The sequence below is a fragment of the Dyella sp. 01N448 genome, from assembly GCF_056399225.1.
Genome location: NZ_JBFTQX010000006.1, coordinates 310,813 through 324,743, shown reverse-complemented (window position 1 = coordinate 324,743; position 13,931 = coordinate 310,813). Strand labels below are relative to the sequence as shown.

The window sequence follows — 13,931 nt, the reverse complement described above, 5'->3', positions numbered from 1 at the left end:
CTACCGGCACGACGAAGTATTGACGCAACGCAGCAACCGCTGTATAGACGTCTAATTGTGACCGCCCCGTTACGGTAATCATGGACCATCATCGCCATTGGCTGAAAACCACCCCGACCGCCTGCCAGTGCAGCGCATCGGCGGATGAGCACGCGCGATGTATCCGCAGCGCGACACCGAGTCCCTACTCTCTCGATTGCCTGTGGAACCCCAACCATGACGCTGACCCAATTACGCTATCTCGTCGCCATCGCTGATGCCGGCCTGAACATCACCCTCGCGGCCGAGCGGGTGCATGCCACCCAGCCCGGCCTGAGCAAGTTGTTGCGCCAGCTGGAAGACGAGCTCGGCTTCCAGCTGTTCCACCGCAAGGGCCGCAGCCTGCACGCCATCACGCACGCCGGCACGCACGTGCTGGAACGTGCCCGCACCATCCTGGCGGAAGCGGCCAATATCCGTTCCATCGCGGCCAACCTGCGCAACGAATCGCGTGGCACGCTGCGCATCGCCACCACACATACGCAAGCTCGCTTCGCGCTGCCTTCGGCGGTGGCGGTGCTCAGTCGCAGCTATCCGCAGGTGAGCGTGCATTTGCAGCCGGTGAACGATTCGGACGTGATCTCCTTGCTCGAGGTCGGCCAGGTCGATCTCGCCATCGTCAGCACGGCCGCCAGCGGGCCGCCACCGAACGGCATCGCCCTGCCCGCCTACCGCTGGAACCGCAGCATCGTCGTGCCCAATGGCCACCCCCTGGCGCGACAAAAGCAGGCGCCCACGCTGGAACAGCTTGCTGCCCATCCGCTGATCAGTTACGACTCTTCATTGAAGCCCGAATCCTCATTGACCCGCGCCTTCCAAAGCGCCGGGCTCGATCCGCAGATCGTCATGACCGCCAGCGATGCCGACCTGATCAAGACCTACGTGCGCGAGGGATTGGGCATCGGCGTGCTGGCTGAAATGGCCTATCAGCCGGAGCACGACACCGACCTGTGCGAACTGGGCGCGGACCAGCTGTTTGCCGCTTGCACGACGTGGATCGTCTTGCGCCGTGAGAGTGTGCTGCGCGAATACACGCTCGATTTCATCAGTGTGTTTGCGCCGCACCTGGAGCGTCGTGCGGTGAGTCGCGCGCTTGCTTCCGGGGGCACGGGGACCTCGCATTGGGCGGGGGTGCCGCATTGGCGGGAACGGAAGGTGGCGCACAAAGCGACGGAGACGCTCGTCGAGGCGCAGTAATACGTAGAGGTTGTTGGGCCACAAAAGAACAACCATGACCCCGGCTGCGGGTGAATAGGTGCGGAGCGCTCCTTGTGGGAGCGCACCCTGTGCGCGACAAACCTACGGAGCAGTACACCCCAGCGCTGCGGTCGCGCACAAGTGCGCTCCTACAAAAGAACAACCACGGCCCCAGCTGCGGGTGAATAGGTGCGGAGCGCTCCTTGTGGGAGCGCACCCTGTGCGCGACAAACCTACGGAGCGCTACACCCAGGCGTGGCTGTCGCGCACAGGGTGCGCTCCCACAGACAAACCAAAGGGCGCTGCCACGCCTAACTGCGCAACAACCCCCGCTGCTCCAGCAGCGCCACAATATGCCCCGCCAGCACCAGCGGCTGCGACGCGCTCCCGTCAATCCGCAACTCAGGCTGCACGGGCTCCTCATAGGGATCACTGATCCCCGTGAAATGCGTGATCGCCCCGGCGCGCGCTTGCGCATATAAACCCTTGCGGTCGCGCGCTTCGCAAACATCCAATGACGTCGCCACATGGATTTCGATGAAATCGCCGTGCCCTTCCACCAGGGAGCGCGCTTCGGCACGTGCATCCGCATAGGGCGCAATCGGCGCGCAAACCGCCACGCCGCCGTGGCGTACGATCTCGCTGGCCACATAGCCGATACGCGTCACATTGGCATTGCGATCCTCGCGCGAGAAACCCAGGCCGCGGGACAGATGCTTTCGTACCTCGTCGCCATCCAGCACGGTGACCGCGCGAGCCGTGCGTTCCAGCAACTGCGCGACTACCGCCTGCGCAATGGTCGACTTGCCGGCACCGGATAGGCCAGTGAAGAACAAGGCGAAGCCCCGCGACGCCTGCACGGGATGGCGCTCGCGCAGGATCTTCACCACGTCGGGGAAGGAGAACCATGCGGGAATATCGCTGCCATCCTGCAGGTGGCGACGCAGCTGCGTGCCCGAGATATCACGGACTTCGTCGCCGGGCTGGACCTCATTGGAGGGCATATAGGCGTCGCGGTTGGCCACATACACCATCGCGGGGAACGGCACGATGCGGATGCCGAGTTCATCCTGGTGACGCTCCAGCAGATGTTGTGCGTCGAAGGGACCGTAGAACGGTTTGCCAGCGGAGTCGTTGCCAGGCCCCGCATGATCGCGCCCCACGATGAAATGGCTCGCCCCATAGTTCTTGCGGATGATCGCGTGCCACAGCGCCTCGCGGGGACCGCCCATGCGCATCGCCAGTGGCAGCAGCGAAAGCCGCGCGCTGTTCACCGGGTACTGCGGCAGCAAAGCCTGGTAGCAGCGCACGCGAGTGTAGTGATCGACGTCGCCGGGCTTGGTGCGCCCCACCGATGGCTGCAGCAGGAGTTTCGCACCCACTTGCTGGGCAGCGCGCAGGGTCAGTTCACGATGCGCGCGATGCATGGGGTTGCGCGTCTGGAACGCCACGATGCGATGCCAGCCCTGCGAAGTGAACCATGCTCGCAGACTGCGCGGTGTATCGCGCAGCGCAGCGAAGTCGTAGTGCGACGGTGACTGGATGCCGCGCACGCGTCCACCCAGATTCACCGGGCGATACCGATCCAGCAGGTCAGCCACACCGGGATGCCCGCGATCCAGCGTGCCGAACACGTGTTGTGCTTCGTGCTCGCGATCCGGGCGATAGATGTCTTCCACCTCGAGCACCGCGATGGGGACGCCTTCCACGTCGCGCAGGGCGACCTCGCTGCCTACGGTCAGGCGTTCGGCGAACGCCTCGCTCACATCCAGCGTGATGGGTATCGGCCACAATGTGCCGTCGGCCAGGCGGTATTCGGCAACCACCCGATCGTAGTCGCGCTGCGAGAGGAAACCTTCCAGGGGCGAGAACGCGCCATTGAGCAGCAGCTCCAAATCGCACAACTGGCGCGTATTGAGATCGATCGCCGGCAGGCCCGCGCTGCGCTGCTTGAGCACGGCGGCCTCTTCCGCCTGCAGATACAACTCCTTCAGCACGCCGCCGTGAGGCGCGATCAGCGAAACGGGGGCGTCGTCGAGCAGCGCAGCTTGGGGCTGCGCAAGGGCACTCTGGCTCATGGTGTCGTTCTTCTTCGGTCGGGGCGAAAACCGGCGGCGTGCGCCGGGGCGGTTCTTAGGGTGTTCGGTCAGGCCAGGCCGTGAAGCCCGCATTCGCGCTTCAGGCCAAAGAAACGGGTGGCATCCAGCTCGGAGCCAGGCTCCCAGCGGTGCGTGGTATGTACGTCGCCAATGGAGATGTAGCCCTGCTCCCACAATGGGTGGTACGGCAGGCCGTGCTTGCGCAAGTACAGGCCCACGTCGCGATCGGTCCAGTCCGCGATGGGATGGAATTTCCAGCGGTTGTCGCGACGCTCGGCATAGGGAATGGCAGCGCGCGTGCGTGCCTGGCTGCGACGCAATCCCGCGAACCACGAACCCGCTTGGAGTTCGCTCAGCGCTCGCTGCATCGGTCTCACCTTGCGCAGCTGGTTATAGCGATCGATGCCCGCCACGCCCTGCTCCCACAAGCGCCCTTCCCGCGCTTCGAGCCAGGCAGCACTTTCCGCCGCGCTATACACCTTGACGTTAAGCCCGAGTCGCTCGCGCAGCTCGTCGATAAAGCGATACGTCTCGGGAAACAGATAACCGGTGTCGATCAGCACGATGGGAAGATCCGGCCGCTGCCGCGTCAACAGGTGCAGCGACACCGCCGCCTGCGCGCCGAAGCTCGACGACAGCACATGCGTACCCGGTGCATGGGCCAGTGCCCAGATCACCCGCTGCTCCGCCTGCAGACCGCCCAGCCACACATTCAATTCATCGAGAGCGCGCTCGCCGTGCTGCGCATCCTCGAGCAGCGCCTGCTTCATGCCACCACCTCCAACGGGATCTGCCGTGTCGATGCGGCGATCACGCCGCTGCGCAGCAGGAAATCACCGAAGCCCTCATCGACTACCCGCTCATCCGCGTAACGTGCGAACAGCGGCGACAATGCATCGAGGATCGCCGGCTCGTCGACGTTCTCCCGATAGACCTGGTTGAGTCGCTGGCCACGAAAATCCGCGCCCAGTCGCAGGTCGTAGCGGCCCGGTCCACGCCCGACCAGGGCAATCTCGCCCAGATACGGGCGAGAGCAGCCGTTGGGGCAACCGGAGAGTCGCAGCAGGATGGGCGCGTCGCGCAGACCGAAGGACTCCAGCAGTGCTTCCAGCCTGGGCAGGATATCGGGCAGATACCGTTCGCTTTCCGCCATCGCCAGGCCGCAGGTGGGCAGCGCTACGCAGGCCACGGCGTGACGGCGGACACCGCTGTCGGTGCGATAACCATCCAGCCCATGTGCCGCGACGATCGCGTCGATGCGCGCACGCTGATCCGTACTCACGTTGGCGACAATCACGTTCTGGTTGCAGGTGAGGCGAAAATCGCCCTCGTGGATCTTCGCCAGCTCGCGCAATCCGCTGAGCCAGCGACGCTCGCCCACATCCGCAAGCCGACCCGATTCGATCTGCAGGGTCAGATGCCAGCGCCCATCCTCGCCTTCGATCCAGCCGTAGCGATCGCCGTTGTGGTCGAAGTGGTAGTCACGCTCCGCTTCCAGCGCAAAGCTCACGCGCCGTTCCACTTCCGCCTTGAAGACGTCCACGCCGCGATGATCGAGCGTGTATTTCAGGCGTGCATGCTTGCGCTCGCTGCGGTTTCCCCAGTCGCGCTGCACCGTCACGATGGCTTCGGACACGGCGAGCAGGCGTTCCGGCGGCACGAAGCCGATGATCGTTCCCAGCCGCGGATACGTGCTCGGATCACCATGGGTCGCGCCCATGCCGCCGCCGATGGCGACATTGAAGCCCTTCAGTTCGCCATGCTCGATGATCGCGATCAGACCCAGATCCTGCGCGAAGACATCGACATCGTTGAGCGGCGGGACAGCCAGGCCGATCTTGAATTTGCGTGGCAGATAAGTGCGGCCGTACAGCGGCTCTTCGTTTTCCGGCTCGTCGACCAGCGGTTCGCCGTCGAGCCAGATCTCGTGATAGGCGCGTGTACGCGGCGACAGTTCTTCGGAGAGTCGCGTCGCCCACGCATAGGCGAGCGCGTGGGCGCTCGATTCCACCGGATTGGCGGTGCTCACCACATTGCGCACGACATCACCGCAAGCGGCGATCGTGGTCGCCAAGGCGTCGTGGATGGCGGCAATGGTGGGCTTGAGCTTGTGCTTGATGATGCCGTGCCATTGAAACGTCTGGCGCGTGGTGATGCGTAACGTGCCGTTGGCGTAGTCGCGCGCAAGACGATCGAACACCAGCCATTGCGTGGGCGTGACCACGCCGGACGGCAGGCGTGCGCGCAGCATGAAAGAGAACGCTGGCTCGAGCTTCTGCTTGCGGCGTTCCTCGCGCTGGTCGCGATCGTCCTGCTGGTAGCTGCCGTGAAATTTCAGCAGCTTGTTGTCATCGTCGCTGATCGCGTTGGTGACCGGATCGCGCAGGCCTTCGACGATGCCGCCGCGCAATTGGCGGCTCGCAGCCTTGATGCGTTCGAAATCGGAGAGCGGTGTCGTCATATCAGTACACGTCGCGGGCGTAGCGGCCCTGCTGGAGTAAACCGGACAGCCATTCCTTCGCCTGTTCGTGCGATTGGCCGCCGTGCGTCACCGCCACGTCGATCAAGGCGGCATGAACGTCCTTGGCCATATGGTTGGCGTCGCCACACACGTAGATGTGGGCGCCCTCCTGCAGCCACGCATAGAGATCACGGCCCTGTTCACGGACGCGCTGCTGCACGTAGACCTTGGCGTCACTGTCGCGCGAGAACGCCAGGTCGAGCCGATCCAGTGAGCCATCGCGCAGCGCTGCCTGCCATTCGGTCTGATAGAGGAATTCGCTGGTGAAGTGACGGTTGCCGAAGAACAGCCAGTGGCGTCCACGCGCAGCCGTTTCGCGGCGCTCCTGCACGAAGGCGCGAAACGGCGCCACGCCCGTGCCCGGGCCGATCATGATCACGTCGCGGCTATCGTCCCGGGGCAGGCGGAAGCGCTCGTTCTCTTCGATGAAGATCGGCACGCGGCGTTCGTCGGTCGAAGCGGCAAGGAAGGAAGACGCCGCGCCCCAGCGTTGTTCGCCATGTGCCTGGTAATCGATCACGGCCACAGTCAGATGCACTTCGTCGCCCACCGCTTTCTGGCTGGAAGCAATCGAATACAGGCGCGGCGTCTGCGGACGCAGTGCGGCCACCAGTTCGTCCGCTGACCAACCCTCGGGATGGCGACGCCACAGGTCGATCGGTTGTTCGTCCGCCAACAGCGCGGCCAGGCGTGAGGATTGATCGGGGCGCAGCAGCCCCGCGAGTTCCTGATCGCCACTCACATCGGCCACCGCGGCGATCACCGGCCGACTCAGGCGCGTGAGCTCGCGCTCGTGCGTCAGCCACTGACGTAATGGCAACTCCCGACCGTCGTGGAACACCGCTCGCTCGCCGTCGAGCTTGAGCAGGTTCAGCCATCGATCGACCAGCGCAGGTGGGTTCTGCGGCCACACGCCCACGGCGTCGCCGGGCTCGTAACGCAGGCCCGATCCTTCGAGCGACAACTCCACATGACGTACGTCCCGGCCGGCGTCGCGCGCCACGATCGGCTGGTTGTCGAGGACCGGCGCGGCAAACGGGCGATCCCGATGATGGCTGGCGCGCGAAGGCACCGGTTGCAGCGTCGCCAGTCGTGCCGCCGGCTGGGTTGTACCAAGCGCCTGCCTGGCCTGTTCGAGCGTGCGCTCCGTCCATGGCACCGCGACCGCGTCGACGTCCACGTCCGCTTCGCCCAGCGGCGCCAGACGCGAGGCACCGAGTTCGGCAAAACGCTGATCGAGCTGCTGACCGATGGCGCAGAATTGCGGATAGCTCGAATCGCCCAGCCCCAGCACCGCGTAGCGCAGGCCGGGCAACTTGGGCGCGCGCTTGCCCAGGATGAACTCCACCAGGCCGCGGGCATCGTCTGGTGGCTCCGCATCGCCCTGAGTGCTGATCACCACGACCAGATGCGTTTCCCTGGCCAGATCGCGCTGGGCGTAGCCATCGGCCCGCACCAGGCGCACCGCCAGCCCGGCAGCTTCCGCACGGGCGCTGAGTTGGGTGGCGATGCGCTTGGCCTGCCCGGTCTGGCTGCCGTACAGAATGGTCAGCCGCTCGCCGATGGCTTTGGCCGCCTGCAACGGCACGATGCCTCGCTGCAGCTGGTCGGCGCGAGCCGCGCTCCAGGCCGCGACCCAGTAGAGCTCGGCGGGATTCAGCCCCTCGGCCAGGCGCTCCAGTGCCGACAACTTGTCGCCATCGATGGAGCCCATACCGGCTTGCGTTGCGACGACCGCGTTCACTGTCCACCTTTGGACGTCCAGACACCTGGACACTCAAACTAGTCATCACCTCTTGTCATGTGAAAGGACGTGTTGGCATAACCATATGTCCGTCGGCTCATTTCCGGCAGGCAGGCCGCCCTGACCGACCCGCCGTGGCTTTTCCCCTGACGACGATCAACGGGACCGTCATCGCCTTCGCTTAGAATGGGCAGATGACCAAGTCCCCCACCCTCCCCATCGAAGTCCGCGGCAGCGCCAAGCAGCCGCTGGGCATGAGTCCCGCCCAGTTCCTGCGCGATTACTGGCAGAAGCGCCCGCTGCTGATCCGCCAGGCGTTTCCTGATTTCGCCTCGCCGATCGAGCCGAACGACCTCGCCGGCCTGGCGATGGAAGAAACCGCGCTGTCGCGCCTGATCATCCACGACGAAGGCCGCGACCGCTGGAAGGTCAAGACCGGTCCCCTGACCGAAAAGGACTTCGCCAGCACGCCGGACAAGAACTGGACCCTGCTGGTGCAGGATGTGGACAAATGGGATGCCGACGTGGCCGCGCTGCTGGAAGACTTCAACTTCCTGCCCAGCTGGCGCCTGGACGACATCATGATTTCCTACGCCGAGCCCGGCGGCGGCGTCGGCCCCCACGTGGACCAGTACGACGTGTTCCTGCTGCAGGGCCTGGGCCAGCGCCATTGGGCGATCGACACCAACCCCGAAGCTCCCAAGGATTTCCGCCCGGACGTGGAACTGAAGCAGCTCCAGGTCTTCGAGCCAGACCACGAGTGGCTGCTCGAACCGGGCGACATGTTGTATCTGCCGCCGGGCGTGCCGCACGACGGCATCGCGTTCGGGGGACCGTGCCTGACCATCTCGGTCGGCATGCGTGCGCCGTCGCAGGCCGAGCTGACCGGCGACCTCGCCGACTATCTGGCCGAACGCCTGCCGGATGAGCTGCGCTACACCGATCCCGACCTGACCCCGGCCAAGGCCGTCGGCGAAATCGACCGCGCCGCGCTCGCACGCCTCAAGCAGGCCCTGCCGTTTGCCGCAGCGCTGGACGACGCCACGCTCACCGACTGGTTTGGCCGCTTCATCACCCGCTACCGTAGCGCCCAGCAGCCTGTGCCGCCGGAAAAGGAACTGACGGAAGCCGCCCTGCGCAAGCAACTGGACGCAGGCGCCGCCCTGCTGCGCCACCCCTGGGCACGCATGGCCTGGGCGCGCGCCAAGCGAGGCGCCATGCTGTTCGTCAACGGGCATGCCTACCCGACGTCGGTGGATGTCGCCGAGCGCCTGTGTGCCGAGCGCGAACTCACCCCGGGCACCAAGGTGCCGGAAGCCGAGCTCGCCTTGCTGCTCACCCTGGTCAACGACGGCCACCTGGTCGCCCACAAGCCGCGCCGCCGATGAGCGAGCGGGACGCCCACGACGATGCACCGAACGCGGGCGAAGGGCCGGCCACGCCGCCCCTGCCCGTGCGCGACCGCACCGAACTGGCCGATGCCCGCCTTCGTCTGCTGACTGCAGCCCGGCGACGGATCGCGATCTACCAGCCGGTCCTGAGCGACGATGTCTATGGCGGCGTCGCCGAGCTGGCCGAGCTTCGGCGCCTTGCCACCTCCGGCCGCGGCGCCGAAATCCGGCTGATCCTGCATGCGCCGGAGGACGCACTGCGCGACAACCATCGGCTGGTGGCCCTGGCCCAGCGCCTGTCCAGCATCGTGCTGGTGCGCACGCCGCTGGAAGAAGTCGACCTGGCCTACGCCTCGTCTTACCTGCTCACGGATCAAGGCGGCTATCTGTTCCTGCCCGATGCCCGCCGCGCCGACGGCCGCGCCGCGCTCGCCGATCGGGCCGCGCAGGCGCCGCTGCTGCAGCACTTCAACGAAGTGTGGGAGCGCTCGGCACGCGCCACCGCCTGGCTGCCGCTCGATCTGTAACTGAACGGAAGCCTCCCGTCGCGCCGGGCGGTGACATCGGCGCCAAACGCGCTTTCAACGATGCAAATCCGCGCTCTACGACGATCGTCGGTACCCGATAACTCGAAATATCGATCATCGACCCCACTTAGAGGTGCAACCTGGGTTGCCGCGTCGCAGCACCCCAAGGCTATAATTAACGGGATTTTTCCCAGCCATCCGGCCAACCCCGGTCGGAACGGCTGCTGCTTCCCTTCCTCACCGGTGGTGACGTGAGCACTAATCTGATCCGCGAGTTTTTCGAATCCTCCCAACTCGCCGGCGGTAACGCCGATTACGTTGAACAGCTCTATGAATCGTGGTTGGCAGACCCTTCGTCGGTCGAAGCTACCTGGAGCAAATACTTCGAGACTTTCAAAGGCCGCGAGTCAGGGGACGTTCCCCACTCTGCGGCCATTGCGCGTATAGAGGCCGCACAAAAGCAGCGCCGAAACGGGGTTGCCGTCGCCGGCGCTCCGGTCGACGACGCCCACGCCCGCAAGCAGGCCGGCGTCCTGCGCATCCTCACCGCCTACCGTTCGCGCGGCCACCTGGCCTCGAACCTCGACCCGCTCGGCCTGGCCGAGAAGCTGCCGGCTCCGGATCTGGAACCCTCGTTCCACGGTCTGTCCGATGCCGACCTGGACACCGAGTTCGACTGCGGCAACTTTGCCGGCGGTGGCCAGCGCATGAAGTTGCGCGAGCTGATTGCCCGACTGAAGAAGGTGTACACCAACACCCTCGGCGTCGAGTTCATGCACATCAGCAATCATGAGCAGCGCAACTGGATCTACACCCGCCTGGAGCAGGCCAACGGCACCGCCGGCCTCGACGCCGCGGGCAAGAAGCGCGTGCTCGCCGAGCTGACCGCTGCCGAAGGCCTCGAGCGCTACCTGCACACCAAGTACGTGGGCCAGAAGCGTTTCTCGCTGGAAGGCGGCGACAGCTTCATCCCGATGGTGGACGACATCGTCCGCGCCGCCGGCGACAACGGCATCAAGGAAGTCGTGATCGGCATGGCCCACCGCGGCCGCCTCAACATGCTGGTGAACATCCTCGGCAAGCCGCCGCGCACGCTGTTCAACGAGTTCGAAGGCAAGTTCGACCACCCGGATGATCCGGCGCACTCGGGCGACGTGAAGTACCACATGGGCTTCTCCGCCGACGTCAAGACGCCCAACGGCGGCACCCACGTGGCGCTGGCGTTCAATCCGTCGCACCTGGAAATCGTCAACCCGGTGGTGGCTGGCTCGGTGCATGCGCGCCAGGTCCGCCGCCGCGACACCGAGCGAAAGCAGTCGATGGCCGTGCTGGTGCACGGCGACGCAGCGCTGGCCGGCCAGGGCGTGAACATGGAATTGTTCAACATGTCCCAGGCCCGCGGCTTCAAGATCGGCGGCAGCCTGCACATCGTGATCAACAACCAGGTGGGCTTCACCACCTCCAACCCGCAGGACGCCCGCTCCACGCTGTACTGCACCGACCTGGCCAAGATGGTCAACGCGCCGGTGTTCCACGTGAACGGGGACGACCCGGAAGCGGTGATCCAGGCCACCCGCCTCGCCTACGATTTCCGCAAGCAGTTCCGCAAGGACGCCGTGCTCGACCTGGTGTGCTACCGCCGCCACGGCCATAACGAAGCCGACGAGCCGGCAGCCACCCAGCCGGTGATGTACCAGATCATCCGCAAGCGCCCGACCACCCGCGACCTGTATGCGCAGGAGTTGGTGAAGCAAGGCGTGATCGCCGAAGGCGACGGCCAGAAGATGTTCGAGGACTACCGCGCCCGCCTCGAGGCCGGCGAGCCGATGACCGAGCTGACCAGCTCGCTGGTGAAGGACATCGAAGTCGACTGGGACCGGTTCATCGGCGGCAAGCTGTCCACCGAGACCCCGACGGGTTACTCCAAGCAGCGCCTGGTGGAGCTGGCCAACCAGATCCTCAAGATGCCCAAGGATCTGACCCTGCAGTCGCGCGTGGCCAAGATCTACGAAGACCGCGCCAAGATGGCCGCCGGCGAGCAGCCAGGCGACTGGGGCTTTGCCGAAAACCTGGCCTACGCCTCGCTCATCGACGAAAACTACAACCTGCGCATCGTGGGCCAGGACGTCGGCCGCGGCACCTTCTTCCATCGCCATGCCGTGCTGCATGACCAGCAGACCGGCTACACCTATATGCCGCTGGCTGATGTGCGCAGCGGCGCCGACGTCGAGATCATCGACTCGCTGCTGAGCGAAGAAGCGGTCATGGCGTTCGAGTACGGCAGCGCCACCGCCGACCCGTACACCATGCACATCTGGGAAGGCCAGTTCGGCGACTTCGCCAACGGTGCCCAGGTCGTCATCGACCAGTTCATCAGCTCGGGCGAATCGAAGTGGAACCGCCTGTGCGGTCTGTCGCTGTTCCTGCCGCACGGCTACGAAGGCCAGGGCCCGGAGCACTCCTCCGCCCGCCTCGAGCGCTTCCTGCAGCTGTGCGCGCTGGACAACATGCAGGTCTGCGTGCCCACCACGCCGGCCCAGGCGTTCCACATGATCCGCCGCCAGATGGTGCGCCCGACGCGCAAGCCGCTGATCGTGATGACGCCCAAGTCGCTGCTGCGCCACAAGCTGGCCGTGTCCTCGCTGGACGAGCTGGCCAACGGCAGCTTCCAGCTGGTGATCCCGGAGCATCGCGAGCTGGCCGCCAAGAAGGTCAAGCGCGTCGTGCTGTGCTCGGGCAAGGTCTACTACGACCTGCTGGAAGACGCCGAAAAGCGCGGCCAGACCGACGTGGCCATCGTCCGCGTGGAGCAGCTGTATCCGTTCCCGCGTCCGCAAGTCACTGCCGAGCTCGAGAAGTACGCCGCCGCCAAGGAAGTGGTGTGGTGCCAGGAAGAGCCGATGAACCAGGGCGCCTGGTTCCAGATCCGCCATCACCTGCAGGCCTGCATCAACAGCAAGCAGAGCCTCTCGTACGCGGGTCGCGCGCGCTCGCCGGCACCGGCTGCCGGCCATCTCAGCACGCACGTCGTCGAACAGGCGGCGCTGGTTGAGCAGGCGCTGGTTACGCCGGTCGGCACCGACCATTCCGCAGAATAAAATCCTGAAAAGTGCGGCCATGGATGGCCGCTTTTCCACTTTTTAGCGTTCAGGGATGAGCGCACTTATCCAAGGAATCCACATGTCTATCGAAGTCAAAGTTCCCGTCCTGCCCGAGTCCGTCTCCGACGCCACCATCGCTACCTGGCACAAGAAGGCCGGCGAAGCGGTGAAGCGTGACGAAAACCTGGTCGACCTCGAGACCGACAAGGTGGTGCTCGAAGTGCCCTCGCCGGTCGACGGCGTGCTCAAGGAAATCAAGTTCCAGTCCGGCGACACCGTGAACAGCCAGCAGGTGATCGCGGTGATCGAGGAAGGCGCCGCCGCTGCTGCACCGGCTCCGGCCGCTGCCGCCCCTGCCGCTGCCCCGGCTGCTGCACCCGCCGCGCCGAAGGCTGGCGCTGCCGGCAATGCCGACCTGTCGCCGGCCGGCCTGCGCGTAGCCACCGAGCAGAACATCGATGCATCGAAGGTTGCCGGCACCGGCCGCGACGGCCGCGTGACCAAGGAAGACCTGCTCAACGTCGGCAAGGGTGGCGCCGCTCCGGCCGCCGCTGCGCCGGCTGCCAAGCCGACCCCGGGCTCGCGTCCGGAAGAGCGCGTGCCGATGACCCGCATGCGCGCACGCATCGCCGAGCGTCTGATGCAGTCGAAGAACTCCATCGCCATGCTCACCTCGTTCAACGAAGTGAACCTGGCCGAGGTGGTGAAGATGCGCAAGGCGCTGGGCGAGTCGTTCGAGAAGGCCAACGGCGTCAAGCTCGGCTTCATGAGCTTCTTCGTCAAGGCCGCTGCCGAAGCGCTGAAGCGCCATCCGCTGGTCAACGCCTCGGTCGACGGCAACGACATCGTCTATCACGGCTACCAGGACATCTCCATCGCCGTGTCCACCGACAAGGGCCTGGTGACGCCGGTGCTGCGCGACGTGCAGGACATGAACTTCGCCGACGTCGAGCGCGGCATCGTCGATTACGCCAAGAAGGCGCGTGACGGCAAGCTGGGCCTGGACGACCTGCAGGGCGGCACCTTCACCATCACCAACGGCGGCACCTTCGGTTCGCTGCTGTCGACCCCGATCGTGAACCCGCCGCAGAGCGCCATCCTGGGCATGCACGCCATCAAGGAGCGCGCCATCGTCGAGAACGGCCAGGTGATCGCCGCCCCGATGATGTACCTGGCGCTGTCCTACGACCATCGCATCATCGATGGCAAGGACGCGGTGCTGTTCCTGGTCGATATCAAGAACCAGCTCGAGAATCCGCAGCGCATGCTGCTCGGTATCTGATCGCGCGTACGGATCGTCTCGGCGATCCGT

Annotated in this window: 9 protein-coding genes; 5 read left to right on the top strand and 4 right to left on the bottom strand. The window is 65.4% G+C overall.

The genetic code is table 11. The features are described 5' to 3' along the window. The first annotated feature begins 216 nt into the window (after positions 1 to 216). Positions 217 to 1,236, top strand: a complete 1,020-nt coding sequence (locus AC1DKY_RS13495; protein WP_441604097.1) for a LysR substrate-binding domain-containing protein — start codon at positions 217 to 219, stop codon at positions 1,234 to 1,236. Between the two features lie 311 nt (positions 1,237 to 1,547). Here AC1DKY_RS13495 and AC1DKY_RS13490 read toward each other — a convergent pair whose 3' ends face one another. The 4 genes from AC1DKY_RS13490 to AC1DKY_RS13475 all read right to left on the bottom strand — a co-directional run bounded on the left by AC1DKY_RS13490 (position 1,548) and on the right by AC1DKY_RS13475 (position 7,570). Beyond that, positions 1,548 to 3,314, bottom strand: a complete 1,767-nt coding sequence (locus AC1DKY_RS13490) for a bifunctional sulfate adenylyltransferase/adenylylsulfate kinase (RefSeq protein WP_441604096.1) — start codon at positions 3,312 to 3,314, stop codon at positions 1,548 to 1,550. 68 nt (positions 3,315 to 3,382) lie between these two features. Further along, positions 3,383 to 4,105 (bottom strand): phosphoadenylyl-sulfate reductase, encoded by a 723-nt coding sequence (locus AC1DKY_RS13485; RefSeq protein WP_441604095.1) that lies wholly within the window; start codon positions 4,103 to 4,105, stop codon positions 3,383 to 3,385. Continuing rightward, complete coding sequence (cysI, locus tag AC1DKY_RS13480; protein ID WP_441604094.1) at positions 4,102 to 5,796, bottom strand: assimilatory sulfite reductase (NADPH) hemoprotein subunit; 1,695 nt, start codon at positions 5,794 to 5,796, stop codon at positions 4,102 to 4,104. Before cysI ends, AC1DKY_RS13485 begins: the two co-directional genes overlap by 4 nt. A gap of 1 nt (position 5,797) precedes the next feature. Beyond that, the gene (locus AC1DKY_RS13475) at positions 5,798 to 7,570 is read right to left on the bottom strand and encodes an assimilatory sulfite reductase (NADPH) flavoprotein subunit (RefSeq protein WP_441604093.1); all 1,773 of its coding nucleotides are present in this window, start codon (positions 7,568 to 7,570) and stop codon (positions 5,798 to 5,800) included. A gap of 224 nt (positions 7,571 to 7,794) precedes the next feature. Between AC1DKY_RS13475 and AC1DKY_RS13470 the strand changes: the two genes are divergently transcribed. From AC1DKY_RS13470 to odhB, 4 genes are all read left to right on the top strand, one after another. After that, complete coding sequence (locus AC1DKY_RS13470; RefSeq protein ID WP_441604092.1) at positions 7,795 to 8,988, top strand: JmjC domain-containing protein; 1,194 nt, start codon at positions 7,795 to 7,797, stop codon at positions 8,986 to 8,988. Then, on the top strand, positions 8,985 to 9,518 hold the full coding sequence (locus tag AC1DKY_RS13465) for a DUF7931 domain-containing protein (RefSeq protein ID WP_441604091.1): 534 nt from the start codon (positions 8,985 to 8,987) through the stop codon (positions 9,516 to 9,518). Before AC1DKY_RS13470 ends, AC1DKY_RS13465 begins: the two co-directional genes overlap by 4 nt. A gap of 251 nt (positions 9,519 to 9,769) precedes the next feature. Continuing rightward, positions 9,770 to 12,616, top strand: a complete 2,847-nt coding sequence (locus tag AC1DKY_RS13460) for a 2-oxoglutarate dehydrogenase E1 component (protein ID WP_441604090.1) — start codon at positions 9,770 to 9,772, stop codon at positions 12,614 to 12,616. 82 nt (positions 12,617 to 12,698) lie between these two features. Continuing rightward, complete coding sequence (odhB, locus tag AC1DKY_RS13455; RefSeq protein WP_441604089.1) at positions 12,699 to 13,901, top strand: 2-oxoglutarate dehydrogenase complex dihydrolipoyllysine-residue succinyltransferase; 1,203 nt, start codon at positions 12,699 to 12,701, stop codon at positions 13,899 to 13,901. Positions 13,902 to 13,931: the final 30 nt, after the last annotated feature.

What these genes read in the sequence shown, in the direction of transcription:
- cysI (WP_441604094.1), bottom strand. Translation starts at nt 5,796, where the DNA reads ATGACGACACCGCTCTCCGATTTCGAACGCATCAAGGCTGCGAGCCGC.
- AC1DKY_RS13475 (WP_441604093.1), bottom strand. Translation starts at nt 7,570, where the DNA reads ATGGGCTCCATCGATGGCGACAAGTTGTCGGCACTGGAGCGCCTGGCC.
- AC1DKY_RS13470 (WP_441604092.1), top strand. Translation starts at nt 7,795, where the DNA reads ATGACCAAGTCCCCCACCCTCCCCATCGAAGTCCGCGGCAGCGCCAAG.
- AC1DKY_RS13495 (WP_441604097.1), top strand. Translation starts at nt 217, where the DNA reads ATGACGCTGACCCAATTACGCTATCTCGTCGCCATCGCTGATGCCGGC.
- AC1DKY_RS13490 (WP_441604096.1), bottom strand. Translation starts at nt 3,314, where the DNA reads ATGAGCCAGAGTGCCCTTGCGCAGCCCCAAGCTGCGCTGCTCGACGAC.
- AC1DKY_RS13465 (WP_441604091.1), top strand. Translation starts at nt 8,985, where the DNA reads ATGAGCGAGCGGGACGCCCACGACGATGCACCGAACGCGGGCGAAGGG.
- odhB (WP_441604089.1), top strand. Translation starts at nt 12,699, where the DNA reads ATGTCTATCGAAGTCAAAGTTCCCGTCCTGCCCGAGTCCGTCTCCGAC.
- AC1DKY_RS13485 (WP_441604095.1), bottom strand. Translation starts at nt 4,105, where the DNA reads ATGAAGCAGGCGCTGCTCGAGGATGCGCAGCACGGCGAGCGCGCTCTC.